The organism is Thalassolituus sp., from assembly GCF_034111725.1.
GTDB lineage: Bacteria > Pseudomonadota > Gammaproteobacteria > Pseudomonadales > Oceanobacteraceae > Thalassolituus.
Genome location: NZ_JAWUWR010000079.1, coordinates 15,942 through 37,802, shown reverse-complemented (window position 1 = coordinate 37,802; position 21,861 = coordinate 15,942). Strand labels below are relative to the sequence as shown.

22 protein-coding genes are annotated in these 21,861 nt (G+C 48.2%); 14 read left to right on the top strand and 8 right to left on the bottom strand.

Annotation, left to right across the window (positions count from 1 at the left end):
* Positions 1-113: 113 nt before the first annotated feature.
* The 3 genes from UXZ23_RS13655 (at position 114) to metG (ending at position 4,536) form a co-directional block, all read left to right on the top strand.
* A complete protein-coding gene (locus UXZ23_RS13655; protein ID WP_320821112.1) occupies positions 114-920 on the top strand; it encodes an inner membrane protein YpjD in 807 nt (268 codons plus the stop codon).
* Positions 921-1,021: 101 nt separating this feature from the next.
* Positions 1,022-2,311 (top strand): HlyC/CorC family transporter, encoded by a 1,290-nt coding sequence (locus tag UXZ23_RS13650; RefSeq protein ID WP_276677581.1) that lies wholly within the window; start codon positions 1,022-1,024, stop codon positions 2,309-2,311.
* Positions 2,312-2,418: 107 nt separating this feature from the next.
* A complete protein-coding gene (gene metG / locus UXZ23_RS13645; RefSeq protein ID WP_320821111.1) occupies positions 2,419-4,536 on the top strand; it encodes a methionine--tRNA ligase in 2,118 nt (705 codons plus the stop codon).
* Between the two features lie 37 nt (positions 4,537-4,573).
* Here metG and UXZ23_RS13640 read toward each other — a convergent pair whose 3' ends face one another.
* On the bottom strand, positions 4,574-4,792 hold the full coding sequence (locus UXZ23_RS13640; protein ID WP_320821110.1) for a hypothetical protein: 219 nt from the start codon (positions 4,790-4,792) through the stop codon (positions 4,574-4,576).
* A 49-nt stretch (positions 4,793-4,841) separates the two neighbouring features.
* Here UXZ23_RS13640 and UXZ23_RS13635 point away from each other — a divergent pair, with 49 nt between their 5' ends.
* The 8 genes from UXZ23_RS13635 to UXZ23_RS13600 are packed head-to-tail and all read left to right on the top strand — an operon-like array spanning position 4,842 to position 10,698.
* Positions 4,842-5,726, top strand: a complete 885-nt coding sequence (locus UXZ23_RS13635) for an urease accessory protein UreD (protein ID WP_320821109.1) — start codon at positions 4,842-4,844, stop codon at positions 5,724-5,726.
* A 50-nt stretch (positions 5,727-5,776) separates the two neighbouring features.
* Positions 5,777-6,079, top strand: a complete 303-nt coding sequence (locus UXZ23_RS13630; protein ID WP_320821139.1) for an urease subunit gamma — start codon at positions 5,777-5,779, stop codon at positions 6,077-6,079.
* A 57-nt stretch (positions 6,080-6,136) separates the two neighbouring features.
* Positions 6,137-6,457, top strand: a complete 321-nt coding sequence (locus tag UXZ23_RS13625; protein WP_320821108.1) for an urease subunit beta — start codon at positions 6,137-6,139, stop codon at positions 6,455-6,457.
* On the top strand, positions 6,454-8,178 hold the full coding sequence (ureC, locus tag UXZ23_RS13620; RefSeq protein WP_320821107.1) for an urease subunit alpha: 1,725 nt from the start codon (positions 6,454-6,456) through the stop codon (positions 8,176-8,178). Before UXZ23_RS13625 ends, ureC begins: the two co-directional genes overlap by 4 nt.
* A gap of 14 nt (positions 8,179-8,192) precedes the next feature.
* On the top strand, positions 8,193-8,702 hold the full coding sequence (gene ureE, locus UXZ23_RS13615; protein WP_320821106.1) for an urease accessory protein UreE: 510 nt from the start codon (positions 8,193-8,195) through the stop codon (positions 8,700-8,702).
* Positions 8,659-9,402: an urease accessory protein UreF gene (locus tag UXZ23_RS13610; RefSeq protein ID WP_320821105.1), complete on the top strand. Its 744-nt coding sequence runs from the start codon at positions 8,659-8,661 to the stop codon at positions 9,400-9,402. The genes ureE and UXZ23_RS13610 overlap by 44 nt, the downstream gene beginning before the upstream one ends.
* A gap of 31 nt (positions 9,403-9,433) precedes the next feature.
* Positions 9,434-10,075, top strand: a complete 642-nt coding sequence (gene ureG / locus UXZ23_RS13605; RefSeq protein WP_320821104.1) for an urease accessory protein UreG — start codon at positions 9,434-9,436, stop codon at positions 10,073-10,075.
* 56 nt (positions 10,076-10,131) lie between these two features.
* On the top strand, positions 10,132-10,698 hold the full coding sequence (locus UXZ23_RS13600; RefSeq protein ID WP_320821103.1) for a HupE/UreJ family protein: 567 nt from the start codon (positions 10,132-10,134) through the stop codon (positions 10,696-10,698).
* 104 nt (positions 10,699-10,802) lie between these two features.
* Here the strand turns inward: UXZ23_RS13600 and efp are convergent, their stop codons facing one another.
* Positions 10,803-11,369: an elongation factor P gene (efp, locus tag UXZ23_RS13595; RefSeq protein WP_015486135.1), complete on the bottom strand. Its 567-nt coding sequence runs from the start codon at positions 11,367-11,369 to the stop codon at positions 10,803-10,805.
* A gap of 32 nt (positions 11,370-11,401) precedes the next feature.
* On the bottom strand, positions 11,402-12,535 hold the full coding sequence (gene earP, locus UXZ23_RS13590) for an elongation factor P maturation arginine rhamnosyltransferase EarP (protein ID WP_320821102.1): 1,134 nt from the start codon (positions 12,533-12,535) through the stop codon (positions 11,402-11,404).
* Between the two features lie 283 nt (positions 12,536-12,818).
* On the opposite strand from earP, the gene UXZ23_RS13585 reads away from it, so the two are divergent.
* Positions 12,819-13,646, top strand: coding sequence for a Tim44-like domain-containing protein (locus tag UXZ23_RS13585; protein ID WP_320821101.1), 828 nt, complete (start codon positions 12,819-12,821; stop codon positions 13,644-13,646).
* A 228-nt stretch (positions 13,647-13,874) separates the two neighbouring features.
* Here UXZ23_RS13585 and UXZ23_RS13580 read toward each other — a convergent pair whose 3' ends face one another.
* Both UXZ23_RS13580 and UXZ23_RS13575 read right to left on the bottom strand, forming a co-directional pair.
* Positions 13,875-14,537: a phosphatase PAP2 family protein gene (locus UXZ23_RS13580; protein ID WP_320821100.1), complete on the bottom strand. Its 663-nt coding sequence runs from the start codon at positions 14,535-14,537 to the stop codon at positions 13,875-13,877.
* An 85-nt stretch (positions 14,538-14,622) separates the two neighbouring features.
* Positions 14,623-15,603 carry a GlxA family transcriptional regulator gene (locus UXZ23_RS13575; RefSeq protein ID WP_320821099.1) on the bottom strand — a complete coding sequence of 327 codons (981 nt, stop codon included), beginning with the start codon at positions 15,601-15,603 and terminating at the stop codon, positions 14,623-14,625.
* A 127-nt stretch (positions 15,604-15,730) separates the two neighbouring features.
* On the opposite strand from UXZ23_RS13575, the gene UXZ23_RS13570 reads away from it, so the two are divergent.
* Both UXZ23_RS13570 and UXZ23_RS13565 read left to right on the top strand, forming a co-directional pair.
* Positions 15,731-17,521 (top strand): acyl-CoA dehydrogenase, encoded by a 1,791-nt coding sequence (locus tag UXZ23_RS13570; RefSeq protein WP_320821098.1) that lies wholly within the window; start codon positions 15,731-15,733, stop codon positions 17,519-17,521.
* A gap of 12 nt (positions 17,522-17,533) precedes the next feature.
* Complete coding sequence (locus UXZ23_RS13565; protein WP_320821097.1) at positions 17,534-18,313, top strand: crotonase/enoyl-CoA hydratase family protein; 780 nt, start codon at positions 17,534-17,536, stop codon at positions 18,311-18,313.
* A 72-nt stretch (positions 18,314-18,385) separates the two neighbouring features.
* Here UXZ23_RS13565 and der read toward each other — a convergent pair whose 3' ends face one another.
* The 3 genes from der to UXZ23_RS13550 form a co-directional block, all read right to left on the bottom strand.
* A complete protein-coding gene (gene der / locus UXZ23_RS13560; RefSeq protein ID WP_320821096.1) occupies positions 18,386-19,885 on the bottom strand; it encodes a ribosome biogenesis GTPase Der in 1,500 nt (499 codons plus the stop codon).
* Between the two features lie 92 nt (positions 19,886-19,977).
* Positions 19,978-21,171, bottom strand: a complete 1,194-nt coding sequence (bamB, locus tag UXZ23_RS13555; protein ID WP_320821095.1) for an outer membrane protein assembly factor BamB — start codon at positions 21,169-21,171, stop codon at positions 19,978-19,980.
* Complete coding sequence (locus UXZ23_RS13550; protein WP_320821094.1) at positions 21,171-21,833, bottom strand: YfgM family protein; 663 nt, start codon at positions 21,831-21,833, stop codon at positions 21,171-21,173. The genes bamB and UXZ23_RS13550 overlap by 1 nt, the downstream gene beginning before the upstream one ends.
* Positions 21,834-21,861: the final 28 nt, after the last annotated feature.

Sequence of the window (21,861 nt, the reverse complement as noted above, 5' to 3'; positions counted from 1 at the left end):
ACAAAACAGCCGGCAGTATAGCGCGTTGCGGTTCTACTCCCAAACTCCGCTAATGCATCTTTTACCGAGTGTCGCCATGTGCGACACTGCGGCTATCTTTTTGAGGAATCACAATGTCTGGATTCGCATTGGCAGCCCCTGCTGCTGGTTTCTATATTGTTGCAGCCTTTGTGCAATGGTTAGTGGCTACTGGCCGCCGCCAAAATTCTCGTGGATTAGTGCGCAGCAGCACTGCAATCGCTGCACTTCTGCACATCGGCTACGTAGCGACCACTATGTTCAAAGGCGATGAAATCAACTTGGCCTTTTTACAAGTGGGCTCTTTGATTTCCTTGGTCATTACCTTACTGCTACTATTTTCTAGCTGGCGCAAACCAGTCGACAACTTATTGATTGGCTTGTTACCGATGGCTGCCCTGGTTTTATTAACAGCCTCTATTTTTCATAAAGTTGTTATTTTCACCGACCTTAATTACGGCCTAACGTGGCATATTTTGCTGTCGATTCTGGCATACAGCACCTTCACCATAGCTTCCATGCAAGCCGTACTGGTGATGTTGCAAGATCAACACTTACGCAAACATCAAACCCGCGGTCTAGTGCAGGCGCTACCGTCGCTGCAAACTATGGATGTATTGTTATTCGAAATGATCTGGTTAGGCATGATTTTATTAACCGCAGCCTTTGCTATTGGTTGGCCACACGTGATCGACATTAAAGGCCAGCACCTTATTCACAAGGTAGCCTTTGGTTGCATCGGCTGGCTAGTCTTCGCGGGATTATTGTTTGGCCGTTATCGCTTTGGCTGGCGCGGCGTGATCGCTAGCCGTTGGACGCTTGTTGGCACAGGATTCTTGGTCATGTCGTATTTCGGTTCGCGCTTTGTTCTCGAAGTTATTTTGCATGTATCGCCGCTATAGACAGAGCTGAAGCGATTTAGCACTGACTAACCTCTCTGTCTGTTGACAGTTGAGACCTACACCCTATGATGGCGGGATCGAAATTATGAAAGGATACCGTCTTGAATGACGTCCCCTTAAGTATGCTATTCGGCATACTTGCTCTCCTGATCGTTATGTCAGGATTCTTCTCCAGTTCTGAAACCGGAATGATGTCGCTCAACCGCTATCGCTTGCGCCATATGGCCAAGAGCAAGCACAAAGGTGCCATGCGTGCTTCTAAGTTGTTGGAAAAGCCCGATCGTTTAATCGGCACCATTCTTACTGGTAACAACCTAGTTAACTTTGCCGCAGCCGCGCTAGCCACCATCATTAGCCAACGTTTGTGGCCGGACAATCCCGATCTTGCGGTATTTGTGAACACCATTTTATTTACTTTGGTGGTCCTTATTTTTGCCGAATTAACGCCGAAAACATTAGCCGCAATCATGCCGGAACGAATTGCCTTTCCTGCTGCGCGGTTATTGATTCCATTGCAGTGGGCTCTGCACCCTTTTGTATGGTTCGTGAACACCATTGCCAATGCGCTGTTAAAAATCATCCGCATTGATGTGAATAACACCACCCCAGATAACCTTAGCACTGAAGAATTGCGCACTGTCGTACGTGAAGCCGGTACTATGATCCCGAAGCGCCACCAGCATATGCTGATCAGTATTCTCGATTTAGAGAAGATGACGGTTAACGACATTATGGTGCCGCGTAACGAGGTAATGGGCATTGATTTAGATGATTCGCTCAGCGAAGTGATTCAGCAACTGCGTACCACACAACATACGCGCTTGCCGGTATTCCGTGGTGATATCAATAACGTGGTGGGTATTTTGCACACCCGCAATATCAGTCGCTTTTTGTCATCGGGTGAGTATCTCAAAGCCGATATCGAAGAAATCTGCCGCGAACCATATTTCATTCCTGAAAGTACGCCGCTGCACACTCAGCTATTCAACTTCCAGAAAAACCAGCGTCGTATTGCACTGGTGGTTGATGAGTATGGCGATGTTCAGGGTATTTGTACCTTGGAAGATATCTTAGAAGAGATCGTGGGCGAATTTACCACCGACGTTGCCTCCAGCAGTTCTCCTGATGTACATCCGCAAGACGATGGCAGCTTTATCGTCGATGGCACTGCGTACGTGCGTGACGTTAATCGCGCGCTGAAGTGGGATTTGCCGACCGATGGTCCAAAATCCATCAGTGGATTAATTGTAGAAATGCTCGAGCACATTCCCGAGGCGCCAGTCTGCTTACTCATTGGCCGCTATCGTATCGAGATCATGCAAATTAAAGACAATACTATCCGCACCGCCAAGGTGACTCTCGACCCTAGGGTCGCTGATCACCACGAATAACATGCCTTAATAACTTCACGCCCGAAGAGATGTATCTTGGGCGTGAAGCCGAACGCAATACCCGCTACAATGGCGCCCTTTCTTTGAGCAACCCGTAGCGAATTGTCATGACCGCACAGAACTCTCGTAACATCCTAGTCACCAGCGCCCTTCCTTATGCCAACGGTTCTATCCACCTTGGGCATCTGTTGGAGTACATTCAAACTGATATTTGGGTTCGCTTTCAAAAATCGCGTGGTCATCAGTGCACTTACGTTTGTGCTGATGATGCACATGGCACTGCGATTATGTTACGCGCAGAAAAAGAAGGCATTTCGCCAGAAGAACAAATTGCACGAGTAAAAGCCGAGCACGAAAAAGACTTCGCCGATTTCCAAATTGCGTTCGACAACTTTCATAGCACGCACAGTGAAGAAAACCGTGTGCTATCGGCCGAGATTTACAAAGCCTGTCGCGATAAAGGCTATATCGCCACGCGCAGTATCAAACAGCTATTCGACCCGGTAAAAGAGATTTTCTTAGCCGACCGTTACATCAAAGGCGAATGCCCTAAGTGTGGCGCTGGTGATCAGTACGGCGATAACTGCGAAGTCTGTGGTGCAACCTATACCCCTGCAGAATTAAAAAACCCATTTTCGGTTATTTCGGGTGCCACCCCAGTTGAAAAAGAATCCGAGCATTTCTTTTTTAAATTGCCTGAATTCCAGAGCTTTTTACAAGAGTGGACACGCTCTGGCACGCTACAAGACGAAGTGGCTAACAAGTTGGCTGAATGGCTAGATAGCGGCCTGCAAGAGTGGGACATATCACGCGATGCACCGTATTTTGGTTTTGAAATTCCAGATGCGCCGGGCAAGTATTTTTACGTTTGGCTCGACGCGCCGATTGGTTACATGGCCAGCTTTAAAAATTTATGCGACCGTCGTGACGATTTAAACTTCGACGATTACTGGAAGGTCGGTTCAGAAGCCGAGGTGTATCACTTTATCGGCAAAGATATTATTAACTTCCATGCGCTGTTTTGGCCATCGATGCTCACGGCAGCAGAATACCGCACACCGACAGCAGTAAACGCGCACGGTTTTGTCACCGTTAACGGCGCAAAGATGTCGAAATCGCGCGGCACTTTTATTACCGCCCGTACTTATTTGGATCATTTAAATCCAACCTATTTGCGCTACTACTTTGCGGCAAAATTAAGCTCTAGCATCGATGATTTCGATTTAAACCTAGAAGACTTCGTACAGCGCGTAAACTCCGACCTCGTCAATAAACTGGTCAACATCGCCAGCCGTAGCGCTAGCTTTATTATGAAAGCCGGTGGTCAGTTAAGCAGCCAATGTGCCGAGCCAGAAATGCTGCAAAGCTTTATTGATCGTGGTGATGTGATTGCTGATTTCTACGAAAAACGCGAGTTTGGTCGTGCCATGAAAGAAGTCATGACACTGGCCGATCGCGCTAACGAATACATCCAAGAAAAAGCGCCTTGGGCGATGGCCAAAGAAGAAGGCCGTGAACAAGAAGTTTTAGATGTATGCTCGGTAGCACTCAACTTGTTCCGTCAATTGATGACCTACCTTGCTCCAGTATTACCAGAATTAGCGCAAAAAACTTGTGAGTTTATGAACCTTGATAATTTGCAGTGGGATAACCGCGCCATTCTCTTGGGTCATAGCATTAACAAGTTTAAGCCAATGTTAAATCGTGCCGAAATGGACAAGGTCAACGCCATCCTGTTCGATACCCAAGAACTTTTGGCAAAAGAAGCCGGTACTTCAGCACAAAAAGACGACAAAACGGCTGCAAAGAAAGACGCAAAAAAAGACGGTAGTAAAAAGGACGAGAAAAAAGCCAAAGGCCCAGCCACTCGCGAAGACGGTTCTGAAGCCATTGCTGAAGCCATCGAATTTCCAGATTTTGCTAAAGTCGATTTACGTATTGCTCGTATCGTTAAAGCCAATCACGTGGAAGGCGCGGACAAACTGCTGCAACTGACCTTGGATATCGGCAATGGCGAACTGCGTAACGTGTTCTCGGGGATTAAATCGGCTTATAAGCCAGAAGACCTCGAAGGCAAGTTAACGGTGATGGTCGCTAACTTAGCACCACGCAAAATGAAGTTCGGCATGTCCGAAGGCATGGTACTGGCTGCTGGTCCGGGTGGATCAGACATCTGGTTGCTAGAACCACATGACGGTGCGCAGCCGGGTATGCGGGTAATGTAAGCTCTATTGCTAATCAGGTAGCCACACGGCTACCTGATTAACAGTCCTCGAATAGCGATACCTGAATCGCAATTATCTTCTTTCGTTCAGCATTAATTTGCGCCTTAAAATCTGATAGAAACCTTCTAATTTTCAATAACTTACATAAAATCATCCAGTTTTTTTTAATTGGCAACTTTGCGCCCAGTTTTAAATCATCTATGGGTTTGCCTCCCCCCTGAGACAGTTGTAAAGTGATTGCAATATAACGGCGCACGTTCCTACCTAAGGTTCAAACCGCTGCTCAGCCGCACAGGAGAAACGGCTTGAATCTGCCTGTTCCGCCACCGAATTTAAATATTACCAATGCCTCGAGCTGGCGTGCTTCGCTCAGTCTCGGTTTTCGTCGCACCGAACGCGGCTCGCGTTTAGTTCGCAGTGAGCACAACGGTCCACTGTACGTGCAAAAACCGTTTTATCCCGAAGGCCCAGATTGCGCCCATGTGTATTTGCTTCATCCTCCGGGTGGCATGGTGTCAGGCGACTTTCTTGCCATCAGCGCTCATGCCGAAGCACACAGTCATGCACTGATTACCACACCCGGTGCTGGTCGGGTCTATCGCGCACGCAGCGATGGCTTGCTGCAACAACAGCAAGTAGAGCTAACAATAGACGACGATGCCGTACTGGAATGGATGCCTCTGGAGACGATTCTCTTCCCCTCTTCGCGCGCGCGCCTGCAAACCAATGTGCGCCTAGGCAAAAACAGCCGCTTTATCGGTTGGGATATTGTCAGTCTGGGCTTGCCCGCCAATGAAGCGCGGCTCGACGACCTAGGGCAAACGACGCATTTAAAACAAGGGCTACGTCTTTATAATCAAGGGCGGTTAATTTTTAACGAACGCCTGAATTTATCGCCTGAGCAAAATAGCCACCTCAATGCGGCAGCCGGTTTTCGCGGCCATCCAGTACACGGGCTGTTAGTCGCTGGGCCATTTTCCGCACCGTTACCCGACGATCTGATGGGCGCATTGCAGGCTTTGTGCGACAACGAACTCGCCGGTGTGACGTTGAATGGTGAAATATTAACTGTGCGTTATCTGGGCACCTGTAGCGAAAAAGCACGCCAGTTATTGGTCGCCGCTTGGTCACTCGTCCGACCACATTTATTACAGCGACCTGCCTGTGCACCACGCATTTGGGCGACTTAAATTCATTTAATTTGGCGCTCATGCGCTAGTTATTAACACCGAGGTGAATGATGGAATTACTACCACGCGAAAAGGATAAGCTGCTGATTTTTACCGCAGCTTTATTAGCCGAACGTCGGCTTAATCGCGGCTTAAAATTAAATTATCCAGAAGCCATGGCCTATCTTTCGATGGAAATCATTGAAGGCGCACGCGATGGTAAAACCGTGGCCGAATTAATGAGCTACGGCAAAACCCTGCTGACGGCTGATCAAGTTATGCCCGGCGTGCCTGAGTTAATCCACGAAGTACAAGTGGAAGCGACCTTTCCCGATGGGACTAAGTTAGTCACTGTTCACGAACCCATTGTTTAAAAGCGCCTGTACTCATTTCGCACACAAGGCTTTTACTGAAAAACGGAGATAAGAAGCATGATTCCAGGTGAAATTATCGTCGGTGAAGGCGATATCCTTCTTAATGAAGGCCGCCCGACCATTACGCTACGGGTCGAGAATACTGGCGACCGTCCGGTGCAAGTGGGTTCGCATTATCACTTTTATGAAACCAACATGGCGCTGTCGTTCGAGCGTGAAAAAACCAAAGGATTTCGGCTAAATATTGCCTCTGGTACGGCGGTGCGTTTTGAACCGGGCCAAGGCCGCGAAGTGGAATTAGTGGCGTATGTGGGCGACCGTAAAGTTTACGGTTTCCGTGGCGATGTGATGGGCAGTTTGGATGGAGAATCAGCATGAGCCAAGATACCAGCAAGAAAACCATGGATCGCACCTCATACGCGCAAATGTTTGGCCCGACCAAGGGCGACCGCGTACGTTTAGGCGACACCGAACTCTTTATTCAAATTGAAAAAGACTTCACCACCTACGGCGACGAAGTAAAATTCGGCGGCGGCAAAGTCATTCGTGATGGCATGGGCCAAAGCCAATACACCAACGACGTCGCGGTGGATTTAGTCATTACCAATGCCGTGGTGCTGGATCACTGGGGTATTGTGAAAGGTGATGTCGGCATTAAAGATGGCCGCATCTTTGCCATCGGTAAAGCCGGCAATCCCGACATCCAAGATAATATCGACATTATTATCGGCCCAGGTACTGAAGTGATTGCCGGTGAGGGTTCAATTTTAACCGCCGGTGGTATCGACGCCCATATTCACTTTATTTGCCCACAGCAAGTCGAAGAAGCCTTAATGAGCGGCGTCACTACTATGATAGGTGGTGGTACTGGCCCAGCCACTGGCACCAACGCAACGACCTGTACACCTGGCCCGTGGTATATCGGCAAAATGCTGCAAGCCACCGACGACCTACCGATGAACTTTGGTTTCCTCGGCAAAGGTAACGCCAGCCTACCCGCCGCTCTAGAAGAACAACTCGAAGCCGGTGCCTGTGGTTTAAAACTGCACGAAGATTGGGGCACCACCCCAGCATCGATTGATTGTTGTTTAAGCGTGGCAGAAAAATACGATGTGCAGGTGGCGATCCATACCGACACCTTGAACGAATCGGGTTTTGTTGACGACACCATTGGCGCATTTAAAGATCGCGTTATTCACACCTATCACACCGAAGGTGCTGGCGGTGGTCATGCTCCGGATATTATTCGCGCGTGTGGCTACCCGAACGTATTGCCGTCTTCAACCAACCCAACACGCCCTTACACCGCTAATACGGTAGACGAACATCTCGATATGCTAATGGTGTGTCACCACCTTGATAGCAGCATTCCTGAAGACGTTGCCTTTGCAGATTCGCGCATTCGCAAAGAAACCATCGCTGCCGAAGATTTATTCCACGACCGTGGTGCCTTCAGCATGATTTCGTCCGATTCCCAAGCCATGGGAAGGGTCGGTGAAGTCATTACGCGCACATGGCAAACCGCGCATAAAATGAAAACCCAATTCGGTTTATTGCCTGAGGACGAAACACTCGGCGCTGATAACTTCCGCGCCCGTCGTTATATTTCTAAGTACACCATTAACCCGGCCATTGCCCATGGTATGTCGCACGAAATTGGCTCTATCGAAAAAGGTAAATTAGCGGATCTAGTCTTGTGGAAACCGGCCTTCTTCGCGGTTAAACCATCGATGATTATCAAAGGCGGCATGATTGCAGCCGCGCCGATGGGCGATCCCAATGCCTCGATTCCAACGCCACAACCCGTGCACTATCGCATGATGTTTGGAGCGCTTGGACGTGCCGCCGCCGCCACCAGTTTAACCTTTGTTTCGGGCGCGGCATTAAAGAACGATGTGGGTACTAAGCTCGGATTACACCGTACTCTGGCTGAGTGCAAAAATACGCGCAATATTCGTAAATCCGACATGGTATTAAACAATTGGATGCCAACCATTACGGTTGATCCTCAAACCTATGAAGTACGTGCCGATGGCGAGTTGCTGACGTGTGAGCCAGCAACCGAACTACCACTGGCACAGCTATACAACTTATTTTAAAAAGGACAGCCTTCATGCTGGAAGTCTACGAGCGCCTCGGTACTCATTGTCATGATCCGGTTAGTGCAACGGTCGTATTAACTTACGAACAGCGCGACCGTGGTCGGTTAAAATTAACCAGTACCGATGGTGAAGAAGTACGCCTATTTTTAGAGCGCGGCAAATCCTTATTGGTGGGCGAATATTTAAAAGCCACCTGTGGCAAAATCATAAAAATCGAAGGTGCCGTAGAAGCCATTGCCCACGCCAGTTGCGATGATTGGCAAGCGTTCGCCAAAGCCTGCTACCACCTTGGCAACCGTCATGTAAAAGTTGAAGTCGGCGACCGGTGGTTACGCATTCAACCGGATCATGTACTGGAAGATATGCTGCATTTATTGGGCTTAATTGTTAGCCATGAAGAAGCGGTATTTGTGCCGGAATCGGGTGCTTATGCGCCGGGCTATTCGCACAATCATGGTGGCCACGACGATGATAGTCATGGCGGTCATGATCACGGGGGCCACCACCACCATGACCACTAATTCCATTAACCTGCCTACTGAAGAATTAAGCACACCGGCTTTACTGCGTTTATTGCAGCTGTCGAGTGTGAGCCTGCCAGTGGGTGGTTATGCGTTTTCTCAAGGTCTGGAATATGCGGTGGAATGTGGCTGGGTCACAAACATGCAAGCGACGCGCGATTGGTTATCGATTCAATTGCAAGAAACCATCGCTCTTATTGATTTGCCGATATTGCACGGTGCGATGCACGCCATTGCCGCTGGCGATGAAAATGAGTGGTTAAAATGGAATGATTTAATTTTGGCCAGCCGTGAAACCCGCGAGCTGCGCCTTACCGATACCGCCATGGGCGAAGCCTTAGTGCGAGTATTAAAGTCCATTGAAGTACCTTTACCCGCCGCCGTAGCAGAATGCGAAAGCGGCATTAGTTATGTCGCTCTCTATGCCCTACCCGCGGTGCAATGGGGTATTCCATTTAATGCCGCGGCAACCGGATTAGCATGGAGCTGGTTAGAAAATCAAATCGCCGCGGCTACTAAATTAGTGCCGCTTGGGCAAACCCAAGCGCAGCAATTATTAAGTGATTTACAGCGCCTAATACCCGCAACGATAGCAACGGCTATGCAGGTAGATGAAGATGATATCGGCGGCTCGTTACCGGCACTGGCGATTGCCAGTGCACGACATGAAACCCAATACACACGCTTGTTCCGCTCGTGAACGGGCGTAAGATTCAACGGAGAGTTATTTAATGAAAAAACAAACATTACGCATTGGTGTTGGCGGCCCAGTTGGCTCGGGGAAAACAGCCTTGTTACGCTCACTTTGTACCGCGTTGCGCGATCACTACAATATTGCTGTCGTCACCAATGACATTTACACCAAAGAAGATGCCGAGTTTTTAACCCGCAACGAAGCGCTGTCGGCTGATCGTATCATGGGGGTTGAAACCGGTGGCTGCCCGCATACCGCCATTCGTGAAGATGCCTCGATGAACTTGGCCGCCATTGATGAATTAATGAAGCGCCATGAAAACTTGGATTTAGTTTTCGTCGAAAGCGGTGGCGATAACCTCAGTGCGACCTTCAGCCCAGAATTATCCGATCTGACCATTTACGTTATTGACGTATCCGCTGGCGATAAAATCCCACGTAAAGGTGGCCCAGGTATTACCCGTTCGGATTTATTGGTGATTAATAAAACTGATTTAGCGCCGCTGGTTGGTGCCTCACTCGACGTAATGGATCGTGATGCCAAAAAGATGCGCGGCGAGCGTCCATTTGTTTTCTCTAATTTGAAAAAGGCAGAAGGATTGGATGACATTATCCAATTTATTATTACCGAAGGCATGTTAGAGCAAAAAACATTACCACCTGCAAAAGCCGTGGTTTAAACGCCAAGCTGATTTTAACAAGTTTGAATTTACTAAAAATTCTAATGGAGAAATGTATGAAAAAAATCATCATCACTGCGGCTGCACTGTTACTACCCGCCGCCGCTTTCGCCCACACGGGTCATGGCACTAGCGGCTTTAGTGCCGGTATTGCTCATCCATTTATGGGCTTGGATCACCTACTGGCTATGCTCGCTGTTGGCCTTTGGTCGGCACGACAAGTCGGTGCTGCTCGTTGGGCCACGCCGGTTACCTTCGTTGCCGTGATGGCCGTAGGTGCCATTGTTGGTGTGAGTACTAGCTTGGCGATTACCGAATTTATGATTATTGCTTCAGTCGTAGCATTCGGTGCAATGATCGCATTCAAAGTACGCAGCTCGGCTGTTATTGCTGGAGCAGTCGCAGGAACATTCGCGCTATTTCATGGCTTAGCACACGGTGCAGAAATGCCGATGATGAGCACACTATTCACCTATGGTGCTGGCTTCATTCTGGCGACAGCCCTACTCCATGCCATTGGTTTTGGTTTAGCTATGTTAGGCCACAATAAAGCCGCGGATGTGAGCCGTCGCATCGCCGGTGCTGGAATTGCAGTTGCTGGTTTAGCGATGGGTGTTGCCTGAATTTACTGAAATCGCGTTTTACCTAAGCGTTAAAACGACAAGTAAGCTCACATAAAACACGCCAGCATCGGCTGGCGTTTTTTTATGGCAAAACAAAAGCGAGCTTATTTTTTAGCACGGCCTTTGAATTCACCCGTACGAGTGTCGATTTCGATGTCTTCATCAATCTCAATGAATGATGCGACTTGAATTTCAGTACCGTTTTCTAGTGTTGCCAATTTCATGACCTTGCCGCTGGTGTCGCCACGAGCTGAAGGTTCAGTGTAAGAAACCTTACGCACGATAGTGGTTGGCAATTCAATGCTGATTGCTTTGCCTTCGTAGAAGGTCACTTCACACACTTCGGTCATACCATCGATGATGTATGGTAAAGCTTCGCCTAGATTTTCTTTTTCCATTTCGACTTGGTTGTACTCTTCGTCCATAAAGACGTAAAGAGGATCAGCGAAATACGAGTAAGTCACCTTGCTGCGTTCTAGGATGATAGGCTCTAACTTATCATCTGCCTTGAAAACAGGTTCTTGAGAAGCGCCAGTAATCAAGTTCTTCAATTTCATTTTTACAACAGCTGAGTTACGACCCGACTTGTTGAATTCAGTTTTCAAGATCACCCAAGCTTGGCCATTCAGGCTCAGAACTTGTCCGATGCGAAAATCGTGAGCAGTTTTCATAGCGGTTACCGATTAAAGAAAAATCGCCAGCACTATACTCTGTTTTTAACGTACGTCACCAGATTTGATGCAAGGTCACCGTTAGACATAAGGTGTTGTCGCCAGCCCTCGGCATGTTGCTGCCAAATTGGCAGGTGTTGCAACACGGCTGGCCAATCACCATTAGCGCTATGCACCTGATTCCAATGCAAACTCAAGGCTGAAATATGGCCTCCTAAATCTGCGTCAACATTACCCAAATACACCTCTAAAAACGCTTCTAGCTTGTCGATATGAGCATTGTCATCTTGAGGGTAAATGTGCCACAGCGTTGGCTTTCCGAGCACCTGAGAGCGCACAAAGGATTCTTCGCCACGAACACAGTTAAAGTCACAGATCGCCAATAGGCCGTCGTACTCTAATTGCGACATAAAAGGCAAAGCGGTAATGGTTAGCGATCCGCGCTGCAGCGAAACGCCCTCTATCAATGCCCTGCCCAACCAACGTTCTACATCGGCAGTCACTCGACCCGTTGGCACCAATAAGTGACTGGTAGTTAGATCGTTAGCCAACGCCGTCAACAGTGTTTCGACCGCTGGATTTTCGTAGGCAAAGAGAGAAATACGGCGCTCAAATAAACCTTCTTCAATGACACCCAGCGAGGCGAGGAAGGTTTGCTGAGTCGTTGCAGATTTTAATTTCTCTGCTGTCGCGAGTAATTCATTGTCGATTAAAACGCCGCCACTTCCGGCCGCAAAGCCAGGAAAGAAAAACACCCGCTGCATACCCGCTAATGGCGAACACCCTAGATGACAATCTAAGGTCCAAGCTTCAGCGCTTAAGTACTCAAGATTAAGCCATTGCGGCTGCGGTTCGCGTTGCGCCATGCTCGCCAACCAAGCTTCGGGCAAATCACATGCAAACGCTTCAACAACCACATCTGCATGCGTAGCTAAGCTAACATCTATAATTTCTTGCCAATGCCTAACGAGCACTCCGTTGACGATTTGCTCTGCCGCTATGGTGGAGGCATTAGGGCAGATCGCGTTGAAGCTATTGAGATCGTCAACCCATAAGGTCAGCACTTGCTGGTGCTCGCGTACGAGCTGCTGAGCTAAGCGCCAACACACACCGATATCGCCGAAATTATCAACAACTCGACAGAATATGTGCCACTGCAAGCGCATAAGAAACCCTAAATATAAAACCGCTAGTATACGTCGAGGTTATTGATAAACCGACTGATTAAAAATCAAAAGGTATAGAGAAATGGCAGCTCGACATAACAAGCTCAGACGATCAATAACGGAGGGAAACTAAAGCGTCTATTTAACACTCGAACACATTAACAAGTGCACACTCATTCTTTTTTTGCGTTAACATCAAAGCACTGACATGCGGCAAAACCGCAGCAACGAATTTATCCATACAAGAACTAGGGTTATCTCCCTGCTCAATGATGAGGCTAATATGAAGACCTTTTTGACCATTTTTTCTGCATTTATATTTTTAATCAGCGTCAGTGGGGAGGCTCAAGCTAAGCGCTTTGGCGGTGGCGGCTTTGGCAAAACATTCAGCACACCTTACAAGAACGCTCAACCAGCAAAGCCCTCTTCGCAGCCTGCATCTAATCAGCCAGCTCGTAAAGGCGGACTTATGGGTGGCATGCTGGGTGGTTTACTTGCCGGTGGCATATTCGCTTACCTGTTGGGCAGTGGTGCATTTGAAGGCATTCAATTGATGGATATCTTACTGTTGGCAGGTGCCTTCTTCGTCATAATGCGTTTGTTAAAAGGTATGCGCGGGCCGCAACCAGCACATGCCGGACATGCAAGACAGAACTTTGATCAAACACCAGACACGAACAGCGCGTCTTCTTTTCAAGGCAATAACCATCAAGATGATAGCCACCAAGCTCCGATCGATCTGCCAGAGAACTTCGATATTCGTGGCTTTATTGATGGTTCGCTAGAGCACTACCGCTTAGTGCAGCAAGCATGGAATGACGGCAACCTTGATTTGATCCGTGAATATGTGGCCACTGACCTTTATTCCGCGTTAGCTGCGCAGCGTAATCGTTTGATGGTGCCACCGAAGACCGAAGTACTTGATCTTGAAGCTGAGATTGTGCGCGCTGAAGAAAGCGATGGCATTCGTCATATCAGTATCTTATTTAAGGGACGCTGCCGCGACGAGTTAGAAAAATCAGAAGATGGTATTTTCGATGTTTGGCATTTAGAGCGAGATCTGAACAGCGACGACTCACCTTGGTTGGTGGTCGGCATCGAAGCGCAGTAATCGCAATTTCAGCGAACAGAAAAGGTGGCTGCATCTGTGGCCACCCAAAAACACAGCAGCTGTGTCACAAATAAAAAACCCAGCTGACGCTGGGCAAAGTGGAGATAAGGATCCTATGTCAGAACCTATTCTCACATTCTACCCAACTCAATACCGTAAAACAGGCCCTTAATGGCCATAAAAGTAACATCCTGCGCCAAGAGTTACTTTTGTCAGGACATTGTAACGTTATGTTGGCCTGCTAAATCCTAGAAGCCAGTATCCCAACGCGCGGCAGGTAAAGTAACAAACGTAGCCTGCAAATATCGTATCACTCAAGAAATGCCCTCCCTGAACAATGCGCGTCGCGCTAACAACCGCCCCAACGGCTATCCCAAACCAGAACCAACTGCGGCGACGCAGCACCCACGCAAAGGCAATAAACCAAAAGCCCATAGCCGAATGGCCGCTAACGAATGAGTTGCAGCCCTTTGAACAATGATTGGAAATAACAAATGCGGGGGTGAAGGTATTTGGGCCATCAAATTGTTCAATATTTTTAGGGCGACTGCGGTCAAAACCCTCTTTGAACACACCATGAACAATAATACCTGGGCCAATAAGTAGAACCAGTAACAGAAAAAGCCACGGCTGACGCTGCCTAACATCCACTCCCCTTTTAACAAACGTAAGGCCAATCACGATCAAAAGTGTTGGTACGATTACATGGGGTGCATAACGAAATAAGGCGTAAATAGAATCCGTAACAGGATGATGAGCGTATGGCCAAGAATGGCTAACAGGATCATAGAAAGTAGCGCTAATAGCTAAGTCTATCTGCGGGAAAGCAACAAAGATGGCGGCTAAAAAAAGCATGCTTAGCCAATCAGCGTTCTGTCGTAAAAAACTCATTACACTGCCCCATAATAATTCGAGAGGCAGGATACCGTTTTATGCTTAATTGGTCATTGAAGAATACGTTTCATGACTACTCAAACTAAAAACGGCGGCTAAAGCGGCGACGATACTCTGTGGGTGTAAGACCAGTTTTCTTGCGAAACAAACGCCTGAATGAACTCGCATCATCGTAGCCTACATCATTCATGACCACATCAACGGTGCGTTCAGTTTCTTCTAATAGCTTTTGCGCAGCCTCGATACGGATCGACTGCACGTAGGTATTTGGCGGCATATCAAGGGCAGAGTTAAAGCGACGAATGATCGTACGTTTGGACACATTAAACCGGTCGGCAAGCGCCTCGACGGTCACGGTTTCAGAATAGTGCTCATCCAACCATGCCTGCACGTCTTTCACTAGATCGTCTTTATGCGGTTTCGCTAAGCGCATCAATGAATAGGTTAATTGGCTGTCACGGCGATAATCAATAACGAAGGCCTTTGCAGTTTGGATAGCGACCTCAAAACCTTCCGTGCGCTCAATAATATGCAAACCTAAATCGAACCAAGCTAAGCCACCACCCGCACAATAAATATGAGCATCGCGCGTGATTAGCTGATCCGCTTTTAAATCAACCTTAGGATAGCGTTGTTCGAATTGTTCTTTAAAGCCCCAGTGTGTCGTCGCACTGCGACCATCGAGAATTCCGGCTTCGGCCAACAGAAAGTTACCCGTGCAATTGCCCGCTATAACCCAGCCATTGCGGTCTGCGCGGCGTAGTAATTCCAACGTAGGGGCTGCATTCGCTAACACTTCTTCAAATACACCACCAATGGAGGGCACGATCAAAGCGTCCGCGGAGGTAATCTGGTCGTAGCTCATGTGTGCACCAAGCATCAAGCCATTGATACAACGAATAGGCTCGCCATCAGGACTGGCAATACGCACATTAAATAAACGCTCGGGTTCTTCACCTTGAATTCGATTCCAAGAAACACCGGCCAAGCCCAATAAGTCAGCGACACCGGTAATAGCCGATGCCAATGCTTTATGAAATCCTACAACGACGATGTTTTGCATAATCTGTCACTAATGGCTTTATCTGTGGCTATATTGACAATTACCAGTCGGCATGACAAGCCCGATACTGGTAAAAAGAGACAAGACGCCAGACTTTTTGGCTTTACGCTTATCGGGAGCAACACGCATGCCGCAACTTATTAGCTCGAAGGATATGGATTTTTTACTGAATACCGTATTCAACGCCGAAGAACTTTGCCAGTTACCTGCTTATCAAGAACACGACCGCACCACTTTTGATAGCGTGCTGACCACTGCCGAACGTATTGCTACCGATTACTTTTTACCGCATAACGCGAAGGCGGATGCCAACGAGCCACAGTTTGATGGTGAACGCGTTACCACCATTCCAGAAGTAAAAACTGCATGGCAACATTTTGCTGATTCAGGATTATTGTCTGCCCGTCATTGTTATGACGATGGCGGCATGCAGCTGCCAGCCTTGGTTCATAGCGCGTGTATGGCATACTTCACTGCCGCGAACCCATCAACCGCTGGCTACCCTTTTTTAACCATGGCGGCCGCCAACTTAATCAATGCCTTTGGCAGTGACGAACAAAAAAGTCGCTACCTACCAGCAATGTTCGACGGCCGCAGTGCCGGTACAATGGCGTTAACTGAGCCAGACGTCGGCTCATCACTCGGCGATTTAACCACTAAAGCCATTCCTCACGAGGACGGTAGCTATCGTATTAAAGGCCAGAAGATGTATATCTCTGGCGGCGACCAAGACATCACCAACAACATTATACATTTGGTTATTGCGCGTATTCAGGGAGCGCCACAAGGCGTTAAAGGCATTTCGCTATTTTTGGTGCCTAAATTCATCACCAATGAGGCCGGAGAACCCATCCAACGCAACGATGTGCAATTGGCCGGTTTACTGCACAAAATGGGCTATCGTGGCACCACGTCAACGGTACTGTCGTTTGGCGAAAAAGATGACTGTCACGGCTATCTAATCGGTGAAGCTGGGCGAGGACTGAGCTACATGTTCAAAATGATGAACGCAGCTCGCATAGGGGTTGGTTTAGGCGCTGCGGCTATTGGTTATCGCGGTTATATGGAATCACTCGATTACGCCCGAAATCGTCCTCAAGGCCGTCGTCCTGACGAGAAAGACCCACAAAGTAAACAGATCAATATTATCGAGCACGCTGACGTACGACGTATGCTGCTAGCGCAAAAATCCTATGTAGAAGGCTCTCTGGCGTTATGTATGCTTGCAGCACGTTTAGTCGATGAGCAAGAAGCTGGGAGCGATGAGGATGCCGGACGCTTGCTAGATCTACTTACTCCGGTAGTGAAATCCTTTCCATCGTTTTATGGCCCACGTGCCAATGATCTTGCGATTCAAGTCTTAGGTGGTGCGGGTTATACCCGTGAGTACCCTGTTGAACAGTGTTATCGCGATAACCGGTTAAATCCAATACATGAAGGCACACACGGTATTCAATCGTTGGATCTATTAGGTCGCAAACTGTGGCAAGAAAACGGCGCAGGACAAAAGCTATTGCTAAAACGTATTCAAAAAACGATGCATGCTGCCGGTAAACACAGCGAGCTAAGCGAACTAGTCGGGGTCTATCAAAAACACATCAACACCCTAATGCAAACCACACTGGCATTAGGCTCTGCACTGCAAAGCGGAAAAGTAAAAGAAGGCTTGGCCAACTCTGCGCTATATCTCGACATGATGGGTAAGTGCATTATCGCCTGGCTGTGGTTAGAAATGGCTGAAAAGGCTGTATCAGCCTTTGGCAATTCTGAATCAAAAGAAGATACCGATTTCATGGCCGGAAAAATCCAAGCCGCGCGCTATTTTATTTTGTGGGAGTTGCCAGAAGTGGAACATCAAGCGCATTTATTAACGAGCTTTGATCGCACTTGTTTAGATATGCAAGACAACTGGTTTTAAAGGATAAACACCATGAGTAGCTTACTGATTAATGCCAGCGAACATATTTTAACCATGACGTTTAATCGTCCTGAAAAATACAATGCTCTCGACGTTGATACGTTTAAACGTTTAGCCAAAGCTCTTTATCAGCTCGAACATGATCCTGAATTGCGGGTGGGTATTTTGCTCGCCAACGGTAAACATTTTACCTCGGGGCTAGAACTCGATAAATGGGCACCAATATTCGCCAAGGGTGTCATGCCAGCGCTAGCAGACGATGAACTCGACCCTTATGGCATTAGCGGTCAACATCTAAGCAAGCCGCTGATTATTGCCGCTCAAGGTCTGTGCTACACCAGTGGTCTAGAGCTGTTACTCAATACCGATATTCGTATAGCCACACCCGAAACTCGTTTTGCCCAACTTGAAGTTAAACGTGGCATCTACCCTTGCGGTGGCGGCACCGTGCGCTTGCCCGAAGAAATTGGCTGGGGACGAGCGCAGCGGTATCTATTAACCGGCGATGAATTTACCGGACAGCAAGCCTATGACTGGGGCATGGTACAAGAACTTTGTAGCGCCGATGAACTGGCAAATAAAGCACACGAAATCGCAGCAAAAATAGCGGCAGCAGCACCGTTAGGTGTGCAGGCAGCATTGCGTTCATCCAAACTGGCGCGCATTGAAGGCGATGCCATGGCGCTATCTCATGTATTTGATGACATGCCAGACATCATTGCCAGCGCCGATGCACGTGAAGGCGTGATGTCGTTTATGCAGCGCCGTGAAGCAAAGTTTACTGGCAAGTAAACGAACACGACCCCTGAATTAAAAAACCCGCATTTAAGCGGGTTTTTTAATTCAATCCGAAGCGGCGTTACTTCAACCTTTCGGTTTTTGGTAGGTCTTTTTCAACTGCTTACGCGCTTTCTCAATCTTGTTCTTACGCACGTTTGCCGTTCGTTCAACAGCTTCGGCACGACGACGACTACTGTGTTTAACTTCCTTAGTTTTGTCCGCAAATGGGTTTTCACCTTGGCGGAATTCAAAACGGATCGGCGTACCTTTAATTTCTAATACGCGACGGAAAGTATTGGCTAAGTAACGACGATAATCTTCGGGTAAGTCATTAGCTAAGTTACCGTGTACCACGATAATTGGTGGGTTTGATCCACCTTGGTGAGCATAACGTAACTTAGGTCGACGCCCACGAACCACCGGTGGCTGATGGCTACCAACGGCATCTTCCAAAATGCGAGTCAGCATATTGGTTTGCCATTTCGCCATCGCTGATGCATAAGCCTGATCAACAGAGTCATACAAATGGCCGACACCCGTGCCGTGCAAGGCAGAAATAAAGTGCATTTCGGCAAAGGTTAAAAAGCCAAAACGACGATCAATTTCATCTTTTACACGCTGCTTATCATCGGCATCCATACCGTCCCATTTATTGATGGCGATAACCAATGCACGACCTGAGTTCAAAACAAAGCTCAGCATGTGTAAATCTTGTTCAACAATACCTTGGCGTGCATCCAAAACTAAAATACACACATGGCAATCTTGAATGGCTTGCAGTGTTTTAATAATCGAGAATTTTTCGGCCGCTTCGGTAATGTTTTTACGACGACGAATACCCGCCGTATCAATCAGGGTGTAATCCTGACCATGACGTTCATACGGAATATAAATACTGTCACGAGTTGTACCTGCTTCGTCGTATACCACAACACGATCTTCACCTAGGAAGCGGTTAATCAGTGTCGATTTACCAACGTTCGGACGGCCTACTACGGCAATTTTGGTGCCTTTAATATTCAGCTGTTCGTGTTCAATGGCACGCTCAGCTTCATCCGGTAGATAACCGGTTTCTTCTTCTGGCTCGACTTTAGGATGAAGTTTCTCCATCACGTAATCGATTAATGTGGTGATACCACGGTTATGCGCAGCAGCAATCGGAATCGCTTCACCCATACCTAATTCGAAGAATTCGGCAAGCACAACATCTGGGTTTTTACCGTCGATTTTATTCGCAATTAAATACGCAGACTTACCGCTACGACGTAAATAATCGGCGATCATGCGATCACCCACAGTAATACCAGCACCCACATCGACCATAAAAAATATGATGTCGGCTTCTTTTATCGCTTGAAAACTCTGCGAGGCCATTGCCTCGTCGATACCCTCTTCTTGCCCACTAATACCACCGGTATCAATCACAATAAAAGGATACTCACCCACTTTGCCTTCACCGTATTTACGATCGCGTGTTAATCCAGCAATCTCAGCAACCAGTGCATCACGGGTTTTAGTTAAGCGGTTAAATAATGTCGATTTACCAACGTTCGGACGCCCGACCAGCGCTATGACAGGAACCATCTTCAGGAACCCTCAGAAAAATATCACGAATTGCGGGCAGCCCTAGCTGCCCATATATAAAGTCTCATTCTCATCCGCGCGTTAAGCGCGAATCAAGACTCAACGTTCAATAACAATAGCTCACCGGTATTGGTGTATACCAATAAGCCAACATCCGTCGCGACTAGCGTGCTACGGATACCAAAATTTTTACCGCGTAGTACGCGCCAGTTAGTGGCTTCGCCCTGATTTGGAAAGCTCATATGAATGGGACGAGGACGTAACAAAATACGGCCCGTTATATGGCCATCAACTTGACTCATGGTATGAACATAGCCTTCACCATCAGCGACCGCTAATTGCGTACCGATGGCAGTCACCTGTCCGACTTCGCGACCCATTAAACCAGTTTGCTTCCAAGACTTAGCACCATTCATCATGTCGTATGACTGAATGCTGTCGTCGTCTAAGGTCAGATACAAGCTACCAAGCGCCAACTCTGGGCTGGTATAGCTAGAACCGTCTTCTTCCCAAATGGTTTCGCCCATTTGAGAAATCGCCGCAATTTTACCGTGATACGCGGCAGCGTAGAGAATACCGTTGTCCCATACAGGTGCGCCATCAACATCGACCAAGCGCTCTAATTCAGAACGACCATCCGGGGATGCTAAGCGTACATTCCAACGAGGAATACCCAGAGCTTTATCTAGACCCACCACCTTACCAGTAGCAAAACCGGTAACGACTAATTGCTCTAGCACGACGGGCGCGCCCGTACCTCGCACGGTTAACACCGGCGCAGCGGTTTGATACGACCAAGCTTGCTTACCATCAATACGTTCAAACGCCGAGGTACGGCCATCGACCGTTTGCACAAACACGCGGGCGTCGTCAGTCGATGCAGGTGACACGGCTTCACTGCTCAATTGCGTGGTCCAAACGACCTCGCCCGTCGCGGTATCCAGGCACGCTAGGCTGCCGTCATTCGTGCTTACAAATAACTGCTGACCAGCAACACTGACGCCACCTAAAATGGCGAAATCCAATTGTGTGCTCCAGCGCTCGCGACCGTTCTCTAAGTTCAAAGCAGACACAACACCCGATGTATCTGCTGCGTAGACGGTGTCGTCTTGCACAACGGCTTTCAAACGCGTGTAGCTGCTTCCTGGCCCGTTACCTAAGGTGGCGCGCCAGCTCACAGATAAATCAACACTGCCATCCGTATCCGGTAGCGTAGGTGATTTAACCGACTGGCTTGAACATGCCCCCACAAGGGCAGACATCATCAGGACAAGAAGCAAACGCATTAGGCGTCTCCAGCGATAGCCAAGCTATCAGCCTTACGTTGCAACGCTGGATTATTAATACCCAGTTCTTGAGCAGCTCCTAAAGCGCGCAAATAAGCTTCGCGGGCCGCCGCTTTGTCACCCTTCAGGAACAGAGCATCACCACGGGTTTCTTCAAATTGCGGCGCGTAAGCTGGATCAGGGATATTAGTAACAATCGCTAATGCTTCATCCAGTTTCTCTTGCTGCACTAAAATAGCGGCTAAGCGTGCTTGGGCAATGTATTTTATTGGCCCTTTGTCAGCGCTAGCGATCAGTGCAGTCAGTTCGGCAACGGCACTGTCGTAATCGCCAGCGTCAGCAGCAAAACGAGCAATAAACAAGCTACCGAAGTCAGCGTAAGAAGTACTGCTGTACTCGCCTTTTAGTTGTTCAGCCAGTGCTTGCATTTCTGCTTTGGCAGCAGCATCTTGGCTTTCTGCCGGTTGCGCAGATAGCTCAACCAATTGGCTATAAACGGCAGAAGCAGCTTCACCAGTTTGCTGTTGATTATTTTGCCAAGCACCCCAACCAAACCAGCCGGCAGCAACTACAGCAATCGTAGTTACGACGCCCGCGCCGTTGTCTGACCACCATTTTTTTAACGCTTCTGCTTGTTCTTCATCCGTACGCAATTCAGTCATGCTTATTTATCCCCAACACGAGTCCGTT

Excerpts from the sequence above, each read along its gene's own strand:
- UXZ23_RS13655 (WP_320821112.1), top strand. The coding sequence starts at position 114 with ATGTCTGGATTCGCATTGGCAGCCCCTGCTGCTGGTTTCTATATTGTT.
- metG (WP_320821111.1), top strand. The coding sequence starts at position 2,419 with ATGACCGCACAGAACTCTCGTAACATCCTAGTCACCAGCGCCCTTCCT.
- UXZ23_RS13630 (WP_320821139.1), top strand. The coding sequence starts at position 5,777 with ATGGAATTACTACCACGCGAAAAGGATAAGCTGCTGATTTTTACCGCA.
- UXZ23_RS13625 (WP_320821108.1), top strand. The coding sequence starts at position 6,137 with ATGATTCCAGGTGAAATTATCGTCGGTGAAGGCGATATCCTTCTTAAT.
- ureC (WP_320821107.1), top strand. The coding sequence starts at position 6,454 with ATGAGCCAAGATACCAGCAAGAAAACCATGGATCGCACCTCATACGCG.
- ureE (WP_320821106.1), top strand. The coding sequence starts at position 8,193 with ATGCTGGAAGTCTACGAGCGCCTCGGTACTCATTGTCATGATCCGGTT.
- UXZ23_RS13610 (WP_320821105.1), top strand. The coding sequence starts at position 8,659 with ATGGCGGTCATGATCACGGGGGCCACCACCACCATGACCACTAATTCC.
- ureG (WP_320821104.1), top strand. The coding sequence starts at position 9,434 with ATGAAAAAACAAACATTACGCATTGGTGTTGGCGGCCCAGTTGGCTCG.
- UXZ23_RS13600 (WP_320821103.1), top strand. The coding sequence starts at position 10,132 with ATGAAAAAAATCATCATCACTGCGGCTGCACTGTTACTACCCGCCGCC.
- efp (WP_015486135.1), bottom strand. The coding sequence starts at position 11,369 with ATGAAAACTGCTCACGATTTTCGCATCGGACAAGTTCTGAGCCTGAAT.
- earP (WP_320821102.1), bottom strand. The coding sequence starts at position 12,535 with ATGCGCTTGCAGTGGCACATATTCTGTCGAGTTGTTGATAATTTCGGC.
- UXZ23_RS13585 (WP_320821101.1), top strand. The coding sequence starts at position 12,819 with ATGAAGACCTTTTTGACCATTTTTTCTGCATTTATATTTTTAATCAGC.
- UXZ23_RS13580 (WP_320821100.1), bottom strand. The coding sequence starts at position 14,537 with ATGAGTTTTTTACGACAGAACGCTGATTGGCTAAGCATGCTTTTTTTA.
- UXZ23_RS13575 (WP_320821099.1), bottom strand. The coding sequence starts at position 15,603 with ATGCAAAACATCGTCGTTGTAGGATTTCATAAAGCATTGGCATCGGCT.
- UXZ23_RS13570 (WP_320821098.1), top strand. The coding sequence starts at position 15,731 with ATGCCGCAACTTATTAGCTCGAAGGATATGGATTTTTTACTGAATACC.
- UXZ23_RS13565 (WP_320821097.1), top strand. The coding sequence starts at position 17,534 with ATGAGTAGCTTACTGATTAATGCCAGCGAACATATTTTAACCATGACG.
- der (WP_320821096.1), bottom strand. The coding sequence starts at position 19,885 with ATGGTTCCTGTCATAGCGCTGGTCGGGCGTCCGAACGTTGGTAAATCG.
- bamB (WP_320821095.1), bottom strand. The coding sequence starts at position 21,171 with ATGCGTTTGCTTCTTGTCCTGATGATGTCTGCCCTTGTGGGGGCATGT.
- UXZ23_RS13550 (WP_320821094.1), bottom strand. The coding sequence starts at position 21,833 with ATGACTGAATTGCGTACGGATGAAGAACAAGCAGAAGCGTTAAAAAAA.